Source organism: Vibrio sp. qd031 (assembly GCF_002100145.1).
Taxonomy (GTDB): Bacteria; Pseudomonadota; Gammaproteobacteria; order Enterobacterales; family Vibrionaceae; genus Vibrio.
Genome location: NZ_JXQD01000029.1, coordinates 50167 through 69008 on the forward strand (window position 1 = coordinate 50167; position 18842 = coordinate 69008).

13 protein-coding genes are annotated in these 18842 nt (G+C 47.4%); 3 read left to right on the forward strand and 10 right to left on the reverse strand.

The window, feature by feature from the left end; genetic code table 11:
- Positions 1-270: 270 nt before the first annotated feature.
- The 3 genes from ST37_RS16085 to ST37_RS16095 all read left to right on the forward strand — a co-directional run bounded on the left by ST37_RS16085 (position 271) and on the right by ST37_RS16095 (position 4050).
- Entirely contained in the window at positions 271-1284 is a 1014-nt protein-coding gene (locus ST37_RS16085) for a Fe(3+) ABC transporter substrate-binding protein (protein WP_084888261.1), read from the forward strand.
- A gap of 109 nt (positions 1285-1393) precedes the next feature.
- Positions 1394-3019, forward strand: a complete 1626-nt coding sequence (locus ST37_RS16090; RefSeq protein WP_084888263.1) for an iron ABC transporter permease — start codon at positions 1394-1396, stop codon at positions 3017-3019.
- A complete protein-coding gene (locus ST37_RS16095; RefSeq protein ID WP_084888265.1) occupies positions 3019-4050 on the forward strand; it encodes an ABC transporter ATP-binding protein in 1032 nt (343 codons plus the stop codon). The genes ST37_RS16090 and ST37_RS16095 overlap by 1 nt, the downstream gene beginning before the upstream one ends.
- A 67-nt stretch (positions 4051-4117) precedes the next feature.
- On the opposite strand, the gene ST37_RS16100 is transcribed toward ST37_RS16095, so the two are convergent.
- The 10 genes from ST37_RS16100 to ST37_RS16145 form a co-directional block, all read right to left on the reverse strand.
- Positions 4118-5530: a phosphoglucomutase/phosphomannomutase family protein gene (locus ST37_RS16100; protein ID WP_084888267.1), complete on the reverse strand. Its 1413-nt coding sequence runs from the start codon at positions 5528-5530 to the stop codon at positions 4118-4120.
- 54 nt (positions 5531-5584) lie between these two features.
- Entirely contained in the window at positions 5585-7990 is a 2406-nt protein-coding gene (locus ST37_RS16105; protein ID WP_084888269.1) for a N,N'-diacetylchitobiose phosphorylase, read from the reverse strand.
- A gap of 69 nt (positions 7991-8059) precedes the next feature.
- Complete coding sequence (locus ST37_RS16110) at positions 8060-9997, reverse strand: family 20 glycosylhydrolase (protein ID WP_084888271.1); 1938 nt, start codon at positions 9995-9997, stop codon at positions 8060-8062.
- On the reverse strand, positions 9994-10878 hold the full coding sequence (locus tag ST37_RS16115) for an N-acetylglucosamine kinase (RefSeq protein WP_084888273.1): 885 nt from the start codon (positions 10876-10878) through the stop codon (positions 9994-9996). Before ST37_RS16115 ends, ST37_RS16110 begins: the two co-directional genes overlap by 4 nt.
- A 1-nt stretch (position 10879) precedes the next feature.
- Positions 10880-12613: a glycoside hydrolase family 9 protein gene (locus ST37_RS16120; RefSeq protein WP_084888275.1), complete on the reverse strand. Its 1734-nt coding sequence runs from the start codon at positions 12611-12613 to the stop codon at positions 10880-10882.
- 120 nt (positions 12614-12733) lie between these two features.
- Positions 12734-13729 carry an ABC transporter ATP-binding protein gene (locus ST37_RS16125; protein ID WP_084888277.1) on the reverse strand — a complete coding sequence of 332 codons (996 nt, stop codon included), beginning with the start codon at positions 13727-13729 and terminating at the stop codon, positions 12734-12736.
- 21 nt (positions 13730-13750) lie between these two features.
- Entirely contained in the window at positions 13751-14740 is a 990-nt protein-coding gene (locus tag ST37_RS16130) for an ABC transporter ATP-binding protein (protein ID WP_084888286.1), read from the reverse strand.
- Between the two features lie 4 nt (positions 14741-14744).
- Positions 14745-15773, reverse strand: coding sequence for an ABC transporter permease (locus ST37_RS16135; RefSeq protein WP_084888288.1), 1029 nt, complete (start codon positions 15771-15773; stop codon positions 14745-14747).
- Positions 15774-15775: 2 nt separating this feature from the next.
- Positions 15776-16762 carry an ABC transporter permease gene (locus ST37_RS16140; RefSeq protein ID WP_084888290.1) on the reverse strand — a complete coding sequence of 329 codons (987 nt, stop codon included), beginning with the start codon at positions 16760-16762 and terminating at the stop codon, positions 15776-15778.
- A gap of 170 nt (positions 16763-16932) precedes the next feature.
- The gene (locus ST37_RS16145; RefSeq protein WP_084888292.1) at positions 16933-18606 is read right to left on the reverse strand and encodes an ABC transporter substrate-binding protein; all 1674 of its coding nucleotides are present in this window, start codon (positions 18604-18606) and stop codon (positions 16933-16935) included.
- Positions 18607-18842 lie beyond the last annotated feature (236 nt).

Below are 18842 nucleotides of genomic sequence, written 5' to 3' on the forward strand. Positions count from 1 at the left end.
TATAATTAAGCCCTGTGCTAAGGGCTTTAGTTATAAATAACCCCGCCTATATGGCGGGGTTATTTTTTTGTCTGTAGCTATAACTCAGCGAATGGATAGTAAGAAAATGACAGGTAAGTCGATATTGGCGGCGCACAATTGGTGCAAATAATGAGTGAGCTGTGGCGCGAAAATAACTGAAAAAAAGTTGTTGTAGATCATTGCATTTGTTAACTAGATGAATACAATAACGCTATTGATAACCATTATCACTTTCATTAAGGATAAGAAATGAATAAGTTGTTAACATTAACCGCTGTAGCTACCGCCGCTTTCACTGCCCCATTAATGGCTGCAGAAGAGGTCAACGTATACTCTTACCGTCAACCTTTCTTAGTAGAGCCTATGTTCAAAGCGTTTACTGAAGAGACGGGCATTAAAGTTAATGTTATGTTTTCTGATAAAGGTCTCGCTGAAAAAATTAAGCAAGAGGGCGAATACAGTCCTGCTGACGTGGTACTCACAACCGACATCAGTCGTTTGGTTGAACTAGCTGACAAAGAAGTGGTTCAGTCAGTCAATAGCGACACCATCAATGGCAATATCCCATCCCAATACCGTGATGACGAAGGTGAGTGGTTTGCACTTACTCTACGTAGCCGTAATGTTTATTCATCACGCGATCGCGTTGGTAAGCTAGGCAACGATTTTGACTACGTTGATCTGGCTAAACCAGAATACAAAGGTAAAATCTGTACTCGCAGCGGTAAGCACCCGTACAACGTATCGCTTGTTGCTTCAATGATTTCTCACTACGGTGAAGCGGAAACACAAGCATGGCTTGAAGGTGTAAAAAACAACCTAGCGCGTAAGCCTCAAGGTAACGACCGTGCTCAAGTGAAAGCGATCAAAGAAGGCCTGTGTGACGTGTCACTAGGTAACAGCTACTACCTTGGCAAAATGGTTAACGATCCAGAGCAAGTGCCATGGGCGGAATCTGTATACATTAACTTCCCAGGTCAAGAGTCTAACGGAACACACGTTAACGTAAGTGGCATGGCAATGGCAAAATACGCGCCTAACCACGATAACGCGCTTAAACTTATGGAGTTTTTGACTGCTGAAAAAGCTCAGCAAATGTACGCTGAAGTCAACTACGAGTACCCTGTTAAAGAAGGCGTTAAGCGTTCTGAGTTAGTGGCATCATGGGGTGATTTCACCGCTGATGAACTGCCTCTAGAAAAAGTGGCAGAAAACCATTCCGCTGCGGTTCGTCTACTCGATGAAGTGAAGTTTGACCTATAAGCTTAAGCTTACTAAGTTCAAATTTATTAAGCACTAAACCCTGTAAAACATCCTGCTTTCGAGTAGGATGTTTTTGTCGTTTTATCTGATTGAGATTTTTTAGCCGTTCATGAAGCAAAGAGTAAGTCGTTGGAAGTGGAGTAGTGTTGGTATTGCGGGCATTTTAGCGCTACCTATTCTCGCAGTGTTTTACTTAGCATTGGGTGACGATGGAGACATATTCTCACACCTATTGTCTACGGTAATGCCAACCTATATATATAATACCTTTGCTCTCGTCATCGGTGTGATGTTACTGAGTGCTCTATTGGGAGTGCCTACAGCCTGGTTAATGGCGATGTGTCGTCTACCCGGTGATAAATACTTGCAGTGGATGCTAGTGCTACCGCTCGCCATACCTGGATACATTGTCGGCTACCTGTTTACAGAGTGGTTTGATTTTGCAGGCCCAATCCAGCGTCTATTGCGGGATATTATGGGCTGGCAGGCGGGTGACTACTGGTTCCCCGATATTCGTACCTTAGGTGGGGCGGTTTGGGTACTATCGTTAGTCCTTTACCCTTACGTTTATTTGTTGGCACGCGCGGCGTTTATGGAGCAGAATATGTCGCTGCTGCAATCGGCACGGCTACTTAAATGCTCACCAAAACAGAGTTTTTTACGCGTATCTCTTCCACTTGCCAGACCTGCGATCGCCGTTGGTTTATCGTTAGTTGCTATGGAAGCGGTTGGAGACTTTGGACTGGTTAATTACTTTGCGGTAAATACCTTAACTACCGCTGTCTATGACACCTGGCTAGGCTATTCCAGCCTTACCGCAGCGGCTAAAATTTCTTCTATCATGTTGCTGGTGATCATTTTGTTCATTAGCGCCGAACGCTTTAGTCGGCGTAAGCAGAAGCAGTATCAGAACCAGTTTTCGTCGCAAGAAGAGAAACTGTACCACCCCACGGGTTGGAAAAAATGGTTAGCATTAATTTGGTGCTGGGGACTGCTGTTAACTGCCTTTATCTTACCTATGCTGCAACTTGGCAGCTTTGCTTTAGTGTATTGGGAGCAAAGCTGGACACCTCAGTTCAGACAATTTGCACTCAACAGCTTTACCATCTCGTCGATTTCAGCGGTCATTGCTGTTGCGATTGCGGTATTGGTCAATTTTTATCACAGACTACAACCTAGCGTGAGCAGCAAGTCGTCATTGCGCATCGCGTCTTTAGGCTATGCTGTGCCTGGCACGGTATTGGCGATCGGTGTGATCGCTCCAATCATGACACTGGATCACTGGGTTAATGATGTGGCTAAGTATTTTGAATGGGGTCGTCCTGGTTTGATCTTTTCGGGCAGTATGTTTGCGCTCATTTTTGCCATGGTGGTGCGCTTTGCAGCTGTTGCGATTGGCAGTGTCGAAAGTAACTTGCAAAAGGTGTCGCCGTCATTGGATTTGGCCGCTCGAACCATGGGTTGTAACAGCAATCAGATGCTTAAACGCGTCCACATACCATTGATAAAGCGTGGGGCTCTCATTGCGGGCTTATTGGTGTTCATCGAGTCGATGAAAGAGCTGAACGCATCACTGCTGTTGAGACCATTTAATTTTGAAACCCTGGCTACCTACGTGTACAACTTCGCCTCTGATGAGCAGCTTGAAGTGGCGGCATTGCCCGCGATGCTATTAGTGGTGGTTGGGTTAATTCCTCTTATTCTTGTTAACCGTTCATTGGAGCAAACTCACTGATGAAAAATGCACTTACCATTCAAGACCTAACTTGCGGTTACGAGGGACAAACGATATTGCAGTCGTTGTCCATTGAGGTGGAACAAGGCGAAATAGTTTGCTTGCTGGGGGCAAGCGGCTGCGGAAAAACCACATTACTCAAAGCGATCGCAGGGCTGGTTCCTCTTAGTCAGGGCACAATGAGTCTAAACAATAAGTTACTGGATGACGGTAAAGCGTGGATGCCACCCGAGCAGCGAAATATCGGCATGATCTTTCAAGACTATGCGTTATTTCCTCACCTTACGGTAGCAAAAAACGTTGCGTTTGGGTTAACCCACTTGAGCCAAAAAGAGCAGCAAGAGCGAGTAAAGAGTATGCTAGAGTTGGTGCACCTTGACGAGCTCGGAGAGCGTTATCCTCACCAGTTGTCTGGTGGTCAGCAGCAACGTGTCGCCATTGCTCGCTCGTTAGCTTACAAACCCGATCTACTGCTGTTAGATGAACCTTTTTCCAATATCGACACTCAGGTTCGCCACGAGTTAATTGCTCAAATTCGTAAGATCTTTAAACGCCAGGGAGTCACCGCCATTTTTGTTACCCACAGTCGGGAAGAAGCGTTTGCGTTTGCTGATAAAATGGCCGTTATGCATAACGGGGTGATTGAGCAGTTTGGCACTGCTGGCGAGCTTTACCATAAACCTGCCACTCGATTTGTCGCCGACTTCCTAGGTGGCGGTAGCTATTTAGACGCGACTAAACTGGCGGATGGTGGGTTTGATACCTCGTTTGGCGTTGTAGAAGCGCAGTCTCAAAGCGTTATTGAGAACGGTGGCGTTTGTCAGCTACTGTTAAGACCCCAGCAGATCATATTAGAAAGAAATGACGATAGCTCGGTTGTAGTCAAAGAGATGGAGTTTATGGGCGATCATTGCCGATACATTATTGAATCAGGCAACCAGCGATTTATTGCTACATCACAAGATCCACTTGAAGTTGGCGATGCAGTATCGGTTAAAGTTGAAACAACGGGCTTGCAGGCGTTCGCCTAAAGGTCCACTTTGTCACTACCGCTTCAGGTATCAAGAAACGGTAGTGACCCATTGTTTCGTTTGCGAATTACAGCGCCAAGAAAGCTTTCATTTGGTCACGCACCGCCTCAGCAGTCGATTGGTCTTCCATTTCGGCAAAAATGCGTAATAGAGGCTCGGTTCCAGAAAAACGTGCTATTACCCAGCCGCCATTTTTGAAGTAAACCTTGGTGCCATCTTCATAACTGACTCGTTCAATCTGGTAGTCAAACTTTGGCAGCTCTTTGGCAACATACAAGCGATTGTAAATCACCTCCTTCTCACTTGGCTTAAAGGTGCAATCTCCTTCTGCGGTATAGGCATACCCATATTTGCTGTAGATTTCATCGAGCAGTTCAGACAGCTTTTTACCCGTGACCGAAATCATTTCGACTAAAAGGCTAGAGGCGAATACACCATCTTTACCTTTGATGTGTCCCCGAATGGTTAAACCACCAGAGCTTTCCCCGCCGATAAGAGAGTCGTCAGCCTCCATTTGACTACTGATGTGCTTAAAGCCTACAGGAACCTCAAAGCTCTTTTCGCCGTGGTCAGCGGCAATCTTATCAAGCAGATGTGTGGTGGCGATATTACGCACGACCGACCCAGTCCAGCCTTTGTATTCCAGTAGGTAGTAATACAGCAGCATGAGCACTTCATTAGGGTGTATAAAGTTGCCCTTTTCATCGATGATCCCAAGCCTGTCAGCATCTCCATCAGTACCAATGCCAATGTCGTACCCTTCAGCCGCTACTAAATGTTTAAGGCGATACAAGGTCGCGGCGCTCGGCGACGGCATCAGTCCACCAAAGTCTGGGTTTTTGCCATCGTTGATCACATCGACGTCACATCGGCCATTGATCAATACGGTTTGCAAAGCGTTTTTTGCGACACCGAACATTGGATCGACCAACACTCGTAGGTTGGCTTTTTTGATCGCTTCAATATCAATAAAATTGATGATCGAATCGACAAAGGCGTTCATTGGATTAATAATTTGGATCTGTTTATCGGCCAATGCTTGCTCAAAATCGACAGACTCCACGTCGCCTGCGGTGAGTTTAGAGACCTGAGTTTCGATTTTTTCAGTGATCACCTCATCGGCGTCTCTTCCCCCTTCTATGAATATTTTGACGCCGTTGTAATCTGCAGGGTTGTGCGACGCGGTGATGCAAGCTGAGTACTCACAGCCCATTTCTTTGGCTTGAAACATCACAATTGGGGTAGGGACAAACTTATCAATAAAATGCACCACGATGCCGTTAGCCGCCATCACCTCAGCAAACCAACGCCCTGCTTTATCAGATAGAAAACGGCGGTCGTAGCCGATAATAAAGCCTTTATCGGCGACCTGCTCTGCGTTAATGATATTGGCCACCGCTTGAGCCACGAGTCGCACATTATCTTTGGTAAACTCTTCGCCAATAAACGCGCGCCAGCCACCGGTTCCGAACTTAATCATATTGGACTCCTCATCCATTGGGCCCGCAATGTTGCTCATTGCGGGCGACACGCATTAACCCATAATCACAACAACATCATTGCTGCTGCCTTGCTCTGCCACAGGTATCGAGCCTTCATGTGGCTTGCCGTTGACCGTGATAGAAGCGATTCCTTTACTGACATTTTGTGGGTTTTCTACGGTAATGTTGTACGTTGCACCACGCCATTCACGCGTAACTTTGAACCCAGGCCAGTCATTTGGAATACACGGGTTTATCGCAAGTCCGTCGTAATCGACACTGACCCCTAGAATAAAGTTGGTCACAGCAAAGTAGGCCCAACCGGCCGTGCCTGTAAGCCAAGGGTGGTTTGCGCGCCCATGATCTTGATGGTCTCGACCCATGATAAATTGAACGTAGGAATAAGGTTCGGTCACACGCTGTTCAATGTTGTCATTCTGGTTGTAAGGATTGAGTGCATCGTAGAATTTCATCGCCTTGTCACCACGACCTAGTTTGGCCTCTGCCACCCACGCCCATGGGTTGGGGTGTGAGAAGATTGCTCCATTTTCTTTAACCCCTTGGTAAACACGCGTAACGAAACCAATATCGTCGTTAGGGGTCGAAAACGAAGGTGCGTTTAGGTGCAAACCATACTCGGAGTAAAGGTGCTCATCCACACTGTCCATCGCGCGTGCGCCGCGCTCAGCCGAGACCGCACCGGATAAAACGGCTAGAGTGTTAGATTCCAAATGAATGCGACCTTCGGTTTGCTGGGCAGTGCCAATCTTGTCACCATTTTTAGTCAGTCCACGTATATACCAGCCGCCTTCACTATCCCATAAGTGCTCTTCACAGGCTTTTTGCACCCCATTAGCCATGTTGGTGTAGTGATCAACGTCCTGGTGGTTTCCAAGGTGTTTAGCCAACTTTATGAACTCAACAAGCGCCCAGTAATGCAAAAACGACACCATTGATGACTCACCGCCGCCCAGATTTAGGCAGTCGTTCCAGTCAGCGCGTAGCCCTTTACAGATACCCGTTTGTCCAACGTACTTGGCCGAGAAGTCTAGCGCCGCTTTTAAATGGTCATACACGGTCGCTTCACCGCCGTCGGCGAATGGGATCACTTCGTTAAAGAACTCCGATTCGCCAGACTCTAGGACGTAGTTGCAAATGGTTGGGATCAGCCACAAATGATCGTCTGAGCAGGTGTCTTCGATACCGTGGATCTTATCGTCGTCGGAAGGAGTAGGAACTACTGTCGGTGATTTAGACGGCTCAACATCGGCTTTTTCAGGATCAAACCAGTCTGGATCAAACAGGTGCAATCCGTACCCAGCCTTTACTTGACCACGTAGCAAATCGACAATGCGTTTACGGGTCATTGCTGGGTTTGAATGAGGCACTGATATTGCGTCTTGCGCGGTGTCTCTATACCCCAATCCGGTACGTCCACCGACTTCAATGAATGACGCAAATCTAGACCACACTACGCAAGTCTCAGCTTGATAGAGTGTCCAAGCATTGATCATAGTGTCCAACCCTTGATTAGGAGAGGTGACTTGGAATTTGCGGCATCGGCTGTCCCAATGCTCAATGATTTCCTGAAAGGCTGTATCGACATTGGTCAGATCTTGATATTTGTTGCGAAGGCGCTCACCGTTGCCTTTTCCAATGCCCAAAATATACGCGAAACGAACCTCTTCTCCTGGCGCTAGTGTGAACTGCTTATGCAACGATCCACAGTGGTTGTAGCAAGTCTGCGCGGAGTTAGAGCAGCGGCCTTTCTCGACGGCTATCGGGTTTGCCTCGTCGCGATAAGCGCCAAGGAAACTGTCTCGCTGACCATCATAGGAGTCTGGTTCAAAGGTGGAAGCTAGATAGTAAAAGCCTTCAAAATCATTGGTGTTGTAGTAAAGATCATACTCCAATACACCGTCACGATACTGCGTGCCTGCAGAATATAACGACATTTGGTGGTTTTGATTGTCTGATTGAATGTGAGAAAACGAAAACTCGACAAATGAAAACGCCGAGATCGTACGAGGTTTATCGGAGGTGTTTTTTATGACGACATCCCAAATTTCCGCATCTTCACCTTTAGGGACAAACAGGGTTTTCGTGGCAGTAATGTCGTTGTACTCACATTTAAATTTTGAGTAAGAAAGCCCATGACGCACTTCGTAGTTGGCTTCTTCTAGACTTTTGGCAACAGGTTGCCACGAGATAGACCAGTAATCACCACTGTCATCGTCTCGAAGGTAAACATAATGTCCAGGACGGTCAAAGGTGCCATTAGGACGAAACTTAGTCACGCGATTGTATTCAGGTGAGTTGTAAAATGAATACCCGCCAGCGTTGTGTGAAATCACGGTACAAAACTTTTCGGTGCCCAAATAGTTTGTCCATGGCGCCGGGGTGTCTGGGCGAGTGATCACATATTCACGATTTTGGTTATCAAAATAGCCGTATTTCATCTGTCATATTCCTTTATCAAGCTGATGGCTCAGCCAATCAATTGTTGGTTCTATCTCGCTTTTTGCGAGCTAATTCTGTTGAGGTTGTCGGTCGTACGGCTTGGCAAGCCATGGATCTCGATAGTGGATCCCAGTTCGATCTAAGCGAGGTAATTCGACTTTTAATCGAGAGAGAAAGCATCGCCAGTCACGGTGCAGCGGCTGCGTCCAAGCCGCTTCAGCAACGGCTTGTAGCCGTGGGTAAATCATGTACTCCAAACGGCTGCCATGATTGATTAACTCGCACCACGCTGCGCACTGAATACCAAGAATTTTGTTTCTAAGCGGATCTGAGGGTTTAAGCTGAGCTAAAGGTTGGTAGCTGTACACGGTTTCAAGTGGTAAGACACAGGCCCAGTCCACACCATATTCTTGTGGATCGTAATCTTGGGTGAGATCTAAATAGGTATATTGAGCGGGTTGCAGTACCACATCGTGCCCACGTTGGGCGCATTCGAGTCCAGCTTGTTCGCTTAGCCACGAGTAAATGACGGTATTGGTGCTTACTTTATCGCCATGCTGAGCTTCTTCCCAGCCGAGCATCCGCTTGCCAAGGGAGTGGAGTTTACGCTCCGCGTAGCGTAATAAATGACCTTGAAGCTCTTTAGTATCGGAATATCCCTCTGCCTGCATCAATGCCTGACAACTTGGGCTGTGCAGCCATACCCCTTCAGGAACTTCATCGGCACCGATGTGGACATAAGGAGCAGGAAACAGATCGGTTAACGACTCTAATACAGTGTCCAAGAACTGATAGGTCCCTGCTAAGCCGGGATTTAAGACATTATCGGTGTAATTTTGAATACTGCGATATTGAGACTGGTCGCTCGGCTCAACCAGCCATTCTGGAAGTGATTTAATCGCTGCGCGGCAGTGACCGGGGATATCGATCTCTGGGATCACGGTGATCCCGCGTACCCGCGCAAATTCCACGATCTCTTTAACCTGTAAAGTGGAGTAGAACCCGCCGTGCTTTTGTTTTATTTGAGTAAATTGTGGCTCTAATGCGTCGTCTACGCCTCGGTATGCACCGATTTGTGTCAATTGAGGCAGCGACGGAATTTCTACGCGCCACCCTTCATCATCGGTAAGGTGCCAATGAAAGGTGTTTATCTTGTACTTAGCACATTGATTAATCTGTGTTTTAATGGTTTCTATTGAGTGGAAGTGACGTGCACAATCCAACATAAAGCCGCGAAGCGAATACGCGGGTGTATCGTCGATATTGACCAAAGGAAGTACGATGGCGTCGCCGGCGTCGACAGGAAAAAGCTGTAAAAGACTCGCAATAGCGTGCCCAAACCCCGCAGCACTGGCAGCGCATATTGTAATATTATCTTGAGTAACCGATAACTGGTAAGCCTGCGGTGCTAAATTGGCGTTAAGCGACAAGTAGAGATCGGCGGTTTCGGCATAATCGTCTCGTTGCCAGTTGAGCAGCCGCTGAGTCTCCTCAAAAAGCCAATCAATAGCATTACCAGCGTACTCGGTTCGCACAGCAATTGTCGGCGAGGTTGATAAGTGAAACTGGCCTTGCGAGCGTGATAGGCTGTTTGGTTTAGGAATAATCGCAATATCGGCGACACTGACGGCTGGAACCTGTGTGCGCTGAGAATAAGGCGAGGCAAGAATAATCGGTTTTAGATCTACAGCAATCATCTCACCATTGCTGCGAACAAATGCGTCATCAAAATTATCGCTCAAATAACGAAATTTGGCGCTATTGGCTGCAAATTCAAATTGATACGTTTCCCCTATGGCTAAGGTGGCATTGGGTGTTACCTCGCAGTAACTCCCCACTTGGGTGTGTTTATGCTCGGCAATGGAATCAGGCTGAATAAAACGATCAAAGGTAAAATGCAGTGACCAGTCGACTAGCTCGTGCTGAGTTTGATTGACGATTTCAACTCTAAACTGGCAGCGAGGCTCGGTTTCATTGATGACTTGAAGCTGTACACTGATGCTCATACTACGTCCTTAAGGTAGAGATTGTGCTCTGGTTTTCCTGCAAACATAATTGCCCCTTCTATGGCATCGAATTCGGGCTCTACGATCCAACGTTTTACATCGGCGCCAAGCCACTCGTGCAAACGTTCGGCAATGCTGCCCATCAAACAGACCCGCTGCGCCCCTTTGTTGATTAAGGCGCGAATGTACATATCTAAATCTGCGGCGGTTTGCCTCAACAATTCGTTGGCTAGGCCATCACCTTGATAAGCAAGCTCAAATATTTTTTTGGAAAACTGTCCATACTCTGCGGGAATGGCTGTTTTGGACCATTCAACAATGGCATCCACATCGTGATTGAAGTGCGCCATGACATGTTCACATAGGGCGGTTTTTTTCCTGATGCCATCTTCCGCGAGCAGCACCTGTTGAATCAAACGAAGTCCCATCACCGCGCCCCCGCCTTGGTCTGAAATAGGAAACTCCCGGCCGCCAACGACAAATTGCTCACCATTATTAAGTAGCAACCCACAAGAACCGGTACCACCTATCATGATGGCGCCATTGCGGCCATTGTGTGCACCCAAACAGGCGCCAAAGGCGTCTGTATTTAGGGTCATGCTTGCGAAAGGGTGTGGCAGCGACATAAAGGCTTGCCATGCACTCTTCTGTTCCGCTCCTGCAAGGGCCGCGCCTACGTGCATGAGCGAAAAATGTTGCTTACCTAAGTTGGCATCTTGAGCAGCCAGAGTGACCGCTTCGACGATCGAACTCATCGCGATATTAACGCCTAACAATAGATTGGCGCTTCCTGATACACCTTCACCGACTAAAGCGCCCTCGCTGGTGCGGATCCTTGCTCGGCATGAGGTGCCGCCGCCATCAATTCCAACTAAATACATATCAGAACTCCGTCGTTGCATCGTTTGAGGAAAGCGCATCAAAAGCCTGAGTAGACACAGCAAGTAAGAACCAAGCTGCGTGAGGGATCCATTGCTCGCCCCAGCGCCAGTTTTGTAGCATATCGTCTTTATGAGGCGTGGGGTTAAAGGCAATGTCGTTGGCATTGTCGAACCCTGCGGTGATGCCATTGCAAATCCCACCCTTGGCATTAATAAATCCAAGTTCAGGCAAATAATCAGGGTTATTGTGCCCATGCCCATCGAGCATGCACATGTCGTAGGGGTTGTTGCCCAATATCCAGTTCAAGCTGTCACTGGCAAACACCTCTAACGCTATCGCTTGAGTTTGAGTGACCCAAGGTTTTGCGTAATAAGCCATAGCCGCGAGCGAGCCTAAACGCGCATTCTCACCTTGCCACCAATAGCCAGACTCATTGTCTTGCGCCACAAAAAACGAAGAGCGCTTTTCTGACTCAACCCCTTGCACCACTTGCTTTGGGTAGCCAAATGGGTTGCTGCCTTCTACCTGCATAGACAGCTCAAAGTTGACGGCATTGCTCACAATCTGCTGAACATGTTGCCGTGCAACTTGGTTCGTTTCGATCTCCAAATAGGCGCAAAGCGCGATGACCGGTAAGCCCGCTTCAGCTGCATGAAAGTACGGACGCGTTCCGTCGACATTGGCAGACCAATAGTGTCGGTGTTGATCATCACTGCGTTGCAGGGCACACAATTTGTCGCACCAAGCTCTGGCTTCAAGCAAATATTGGTCAAGTTTTGTTGCTCGATGCAACTCTACGGAGGCGAGTAGAGCACAGTAAAAATCGATGATATTTTCTTGCCCATCATCGAGATATCTTAGGTTGTGTTCAATTAGGTGCTGATAGCCTAGTTGCGCAGCGTCTAGATACTGGGCATTGGTGTACTCGCCCTGATTGTCCTGCGTCGACGCGATAGCAAGAGCAGCGATGGCCATGCCGCCACCTTGTCTAAAACCTGCTTGGTAGTTGTCGTACTTATGGCCAAGTTGTGTTTCGTAGGCGCATAGCTCGCGTTGCTCTGTATCTTTGCTCCATTTATCAAACAGAGTTGTATAGAAAAAGCCTTGCTCATCTTGCATTCGAACAAGAAAATCAGCGCCATAATAGGCTTCGTCCAGTAACCGCACAGCGCTAAATTCGGGTAGGTACTGACGCTGTTGATTGAGCTCGGCAGACTTAAACATATTCCAAACAACCATCGGAATTTGTTGGGGGTTGAGGTAATTGGCGTAGGAGAGGTGACTTAGATATTTACTTACATCGCCAGACGCATCGTACCAACCGCCGTGTACATCCAGTTTTTTAGTGCTGCCAACGACCTGTGCGTTGCGGTCATGAGCGTCAAATTTCCCACTGCAGCGTTGCGATTTAAAGTAGTGCAATAGATCCGAAAAGGTCTTTTTGATCAGTAGGTTTTCGGCAATTTCGAAAGAGTGAGATACCGCATCCCCACAAGCTAATGTATAGGAGCCAGTTTCAGTTAGCTGACTGATATCAACACGAGAAAACAGTCCGTGGTGCCACTCTTCGACTGCGACAGCTTGAGGTATGGGTAAGCGTGTGACGAGCTGATGATCGCAGTATATTGACAGCTCAAGCTGATCACTTTGCTGAGCTTCGAGTGGAGTGAAAGTGACGACGGCCGTTTTAGGATCGTGCGGTCTGAATCCAATCTGGTTAGTGGTGATTTTCATGGGCATCGCTCTTATTTTATTGTGATGGCAATGTTAGAGAGTGAAAAAAAATGGGCAGGCAAGCCTGCCCTAATCAGCGTGTAACCGCTATTTCACTACATAAGGAACACTGTAATAACGCTACTCTCCGTGCAGGTAGCAGCGAACAAAATGGTTTTCAGCCAGCTGGGTAACACCCGGCAAACGTTCAGTACATTTGTCGGTCGCATGAGAACAGCGACCTGCAAATGGGCAACCAACAGACTCTGGCGTCCACAAAGGTATTTCCCCTTTGTTGCCTTTCAATTTTTCGTGAATCGATTTGCTTGGATCCGGAACCGCTGACACCAGTAATTGGGTATAAGGGTGTTGAGCGTTGGCGATCAGTTCGTCGGTATCTCCCCACTCCACCATGTGTCCGACATACATAACCGCAAGATCTTCAGCAATGTATCGAGCGGTTGCGATATCGTGAGTGATGTACAAAAGTGACATCTGTTTTTCAAACTTCATCTCTTCCATAAGGTTAAGAACGCCAGCGCGAATCGAAACATCAAGCATTGAGGTAGGCTCATCCGCCAATACAACTTCAGCACCGACAGCGATGTTGCGTGCTAGATTGACGCGTTGACGCTGACCGCCGGACAGTTGGTGCGGGAACTTAGCCGCCGTCTCTTTAGGCGGGATGAGGCCGACTTGCTCCAAAAGGTCGTACACACGCTCTTCTAGCTCTTTTTTATTGCCTGGTTTGATCTTCTTGTGGATCAAAAGTGGTCGTGCAATGTGGTGGAAAATGTTGTGCGTTGGATTGAGCGAGCCAAACGGGTCTTGCCACACCATTTGCACGCCTTCTCGGTAGGTCATTAGCTCTTTTTTCTTGCTAATGGTTTGAATATCACGCCCGCGATACTCGATCTGCCCACCCGTAGGTGCATACATTTTTGCGATCATTTTTGCGGTAGTGGACTTTCCAGAACCGGATTCGCCTACCACCGACAAGCCACGGCTTTTGTACATTTTGAATGACACATCGTTGATTGCGCGCATCATTGGATTTTTTAATGAGTGACTGCTGACTTCAAAATCTTTGATGAGATTTTTTCCTTCAATCAGAAGTTCTCCACGTTGAGTTGTCATAATTCTCTCCCGACTCAAAAGCTATACAGTGACAGTGACAGCGGCAATAGGCTCACCAAAAAGGTGGCAATTTGAAAAACGATTGTGCTCAATTTGACGCAGCTGAGTAGGTACCTCGCGACATTGCGCTTCGACTCGTTCACAGCGTGCTTGAAAGCGGCACCCCTGTGGGATTTCGAGCAGATTGAGCGGATTGCCTGGGATACCCGTAAGCTTGGTTTTAGGACCAATCAATGGAGGGAATGAACTGCCCAGCCCTTTGGTATAAGGGTGGAAAGGGCTTTGCAAAATTTCTTTTGACGGAGCGACTTCAATTAGCTCGCCCGAATACATGATCCCGATTCGGTCTGAGAACTCCACCATTAATGAAAGGTCATGGGTGATGAATAAAATCGCAAACCCAAACTCTTCTTTAAGTGCATAGATTTTTTGCAAAATTTCACGCTGAACCACAACATCGAGAGCGGTTGTCGGCTCATCCATGATGATCATTTTAGGGTTGAGCGCGAGTGCGATGGCAATCACGAGACGCTGACGCATACCACCAGAAAACTGGTGAGGGTAGTCTTGTAAACGGCTTGGGTGAATATCGACGATTTCTAATAGACCTTCAGCGCGTTTTACCGCTTGCTCGCGGGTCATATTGGTATGGCGCATGATCACGTCGCAAAATTGCTCTTCCATATTTAACACTGGGTTAAGTGCGTTCATTGCACTTTGGAAGACCATCGACATCTCGCTCCAGCGAAAACCTTGCATGCGGTCATCGCTGTATTGAAGGATGTCTTCGCCATTAAAAATAACTTCACCACCGGTTATAAATGCAGGCGGCTTGTGCAAGCGCATCAAAGACATTGCTACAGTAGACTTGCCACAGCCAGATTCACCCGCTAGACCAAACACTTCGCCAGGAGCGATGTCAAAGCTAACGTCGTTACATGCTCGCACGTCGCCCGCATCAGTAATGTAGTCTACGCACAGGTTGCGAATGGAAATCAAAGGTTCGCTCATAGTGTTACTCTCCGCGCATAATAGGGTGGGGTTGAACGGCTACTTTCTCAGCGGGGCGCTGCTGCTGCTCTTGCTTAGCAAGTTTCTTCCAGCGTTTAAGACCTTTATGAGAACGCAGTTGTGGGTTTGCAATTTCGTCGACCGCAAAGTTGAGTAACGCAAGACCAGTCACCAGTAATGTCAGAGCAAGACAAGGGGCTAGCAGCTCCCACCAAGCGCCAATCAACATAGATGATGAGGTTTGAACGTTGTACAACATGATGCCCCAACTGATGGTGTTTGGATCCCCCAAACCTAGGAAGGAGATGGTCGCTTCCATCATGATGGCGTACATTACTGAACCGATGAAACTTGCGCCAACAATAGAGATTAGGTTAGGAAGAATCTCTACGAAAATGATGCGCCATGAAGATTCGCCCAGCACTTCGGCCGCTTTTACAAATTCTTTCTCTCTTAAGGCTAACGTCTGTGAACGAACAACCCTTGCACCCCACGCCCAGGACGTGACCCCAATTATCAACGCAATGGTCAATGGCCCTGCTTCGCCAATAAATGCGGCGACAACAAACAGCAGTGGGTACTGAGGGATAACCAACATAATGTTCATTGCAGCGGTTAATATCTCATCGACTTTGCCACCAAAGTAGCCAGCCGAAACACCGATAACCGTCGCCAAGAAGCACACGGTCAACCCTGCGCCAAACCCTACTGCCAAAGAAACACGGGCACCGTAGGCAACTTGAGCCCAAACATCACGCCCCATACGGGTGGTTCCTAATACGTGCTCGGCATCTTTTGACATGCGTAAGGTGCGAGAGTCAGTGGCTAAATTTTCTGAAACCCAACCTTCTGGGTTGTTTTGCGCAGCTTTAACCACAAACGACGGGTATTCGTGTGGTTTGCCCGAGCGTTTGTCTGGTGCATGGGCCGTAAGTAGGGGGGCAAAAATGGCGATGAATAAGAATGACGCCAGTATGGTCACACCAATCATAGCAACGGTGTTACCGCGAACGAGTTTTAGGATATTAAGCATAATTATTTGCCTCCCTTACGCAGGCGAGGATCTAGAACGACGTATAGCATGTCGGCCAAAAGGTTAAAGAACAGCATAAATAGCGTCATTATCAGCAATTGACCTTGCAGAACCTGATAGTCGCGAGAGGTAATGGCATTGAATAACACAGTGCCGAGACCCGGGTAGTTAAAGATGATCTCGATGATCAGCTGACCACCGATTGCCATGCCAAGAGACATAGATAATGCGGTCACACTTGGTAGCATTGCGTTTCGAGCGGCGTAGTTAAATACCACGCGGTTTTCGCTCAGCCCTTTGCCTTTAGCCATTGTGATGTAATCTTCGGCCAGTAGGTTGATCATGTTGTTTCGCATGTTGACTAGGAAGCCGCCCACTTGAACGATAGAGGCACAGGCAAGAGGAAGTACAGCGTGGTAAGCGACGTCTTTAATAAACGCCCAACTGGTCCAGTCGGGAGTCGTTCCGGCGGTATAAGCGTAACCTGTTGGGAACCACTTAAGTCCAATAGCAAAAATAAACATGGCTAACATAGCGATGACGACCTGAGGAACCGCTTGGATGATGAGCATCCCTGGAGTAATAAAGGTGTCGTATTTGCTGCCACGTTTCCACGCTGCAAAAATACCCAAGATGGAACCCAGAGAGAAAGATAATAGTACAGCACTACCTGCTAAAAACAGCGACCAGCCAAACGCGCTTCCTAGAAGCTCATTAACGGATAAAGGGTAGAATTTGATCGAGGTACCAAGCTCCCAGCTTAAGATACTCTTTATGTAGGTAAAGTATTGCACCCACAAACCGCCATCAACAAAACCAAGCAGCTCTTTCATCGCCGCAATACGCTCTGGTGTCACTTGGGCCGTTGCGTTGGCGAACATCATAGTCACCGGATCGCCAGGCATGGCTCTTGGAATGATAAAGTTAATAGTGGCAGCCACTACTAACGCAATTAGGTAGAACGACAAACGTCTTAGAAAATAGCCCATAACACACCTTACTTACCGAAAAAATGGACCCAACATTAAAAGGAAACTAGCGAAAATTAAGCACACCAACCCCTAACGCTCTGACTGTGAAGCAAAGCATCGTTCATTCAAGGAGTGAATTGTCGATGGGGGCGGGGTTGGTGAGCGGCGCTTGCGCGCCGCATTAGGTGTTACTGTACTGGTTTAAGGTCAAGAACGTGCAGTAGACGCTCTGGGAAACCTGCCCAGATTTGTGGACGACCCTTCGCATTGTCTTTTGTCCACCAACCCGTGAAGCGAGTTGTGTTGTACTGGTATGGGTAACCACTAGACATAACCGGTACGGTTACTTGGTTTTCAGCAATGATCTTCTGAATACCGTGAGCGATATTCATCTGCTCAGAGCGGTCTGCCGTTTTGTAGAAGTTATCAAGTAAGTTATCAAGCTGTGCATCTTGGAAGAAGTGCATCGCAAAGCGAGGCATACCTTCACCACTTTGAAGCGCTGAGTTGTAACCACTGTTCCAGTAAGTGTGTGGATCCGCACCGTGGAAGTAGTTAGTAAAGGCGACATCGTAGTTACCTTCAAGCATCGCTTGGTTGTAAACTGCAAACTCTGGAGTACGTGCTTTCGCTTTAATACCCGCTTCTTCTAGGCTCTCAACTGCAAGCTGCACAGAGTTGTTCCAATCAGTCCAACCGTTAACCGATTGAATGTTTAGCTCAAATGACTTGCCTGATGGAGTTTCTACATAGCCATCGCCATTCGTGTCTTTGAAGCCCGCTTTCGCTAGCAGCTCTTTAGCACCATCAACATTGTAGGTCGCATACTTCTTAAATTGGTTGTGCACATCTTCGTCAGACCAAGCTTCAAATGCGTAACCTAAGCCAGATGCGAAGTCGTTCACGCTACCACTGCCGTAGTAAGCAATGTCGATAATGGTTTCACGGTCAATCGCCATTGAGAATGCGCGGCGGAAATCAAGATTAGAGAGTGCTTCTTTCTTCGCAGCATCATTACTGTTGAAGTTCATCACAAACGACACTGTGCCACCTGGAGTGATCCAGTAGCCGTGATTAGGACTGGCTGCAGCGTAAGTGCGGTCAATATCCGGAATGAAAGATGCAGACCAATCTAGTTCAGAGTTTAGGATTTTAGCCAACAGCTGATCGTTATTTGCAATCTGTGGCACACGGAGACAATCAACATCTAGATTCGCAGCGTCCCAATAGTTAGGGTTCTCACACTGGATATAAAGCTGTGGCGTAAAGGTGTCGATCTCTGTAAATGGACCGGTACCTACAGGGTTTTCGTTGGTAAACGTCGTTGGATCTTCGATAGATGACCATACGTGCTTGGCAACGATTGGCACCAGTGAAATTTCATAAGGAACATTAGAGTTAGCTTCTGCTAAGTGGAAACGCACTTGGTGCTCACCCAACTTCTCTACTTTAGTCACCCACTTATTGATACCACGTTGGTCAAGAGCAGGCTTATCTTTTAGCATTTGGTAAGAAAAGACCACATCATCTGCAGTGAATGCTTCTCCATCAGACCACTTAACACCTTTGCGAATATCAAACGTCGCACTCATTAAGTCGTCTGACATTGAGAAGTTTTCGGCAAGACGCATGACAGGCTTGTTACCGTGCATTTCGTTAAACACAACCAATGGCTCATAAATGAAGTCAGTAGTTGTACGAAGGTTAGTGGCTAGGTACGGGTTAAAGTTACGTACCATAGTAGGGTAAAAATCGGGAACCACTGTCAATTCAACACGTGCCATGACGGGTGCTGACAACGATGTGGCAGCTGCTGCAACTACAGCGGAAGCGACGATGGTTTTTTTCATTTTAGAAAGCATAGCTTATCCTTACTCTTGCTTTGTTTCACAGGGTGAGAGCACTGCGCTCTCAATTTGACCAAGTCTTGTTGTTTATGTCGACATCAAAACGGGGGTAATGATGTCGGTCTCTTTATCGTTCAGAGGGTGACTTGGCCGCCTTCGAAACAAGAATTTACTTTATATGGGTAATGGTCAATTTCGCGTTCCGTTAAAACCGTCAATATTCGTTGATTTCACGTCAAAACCGTCAAATT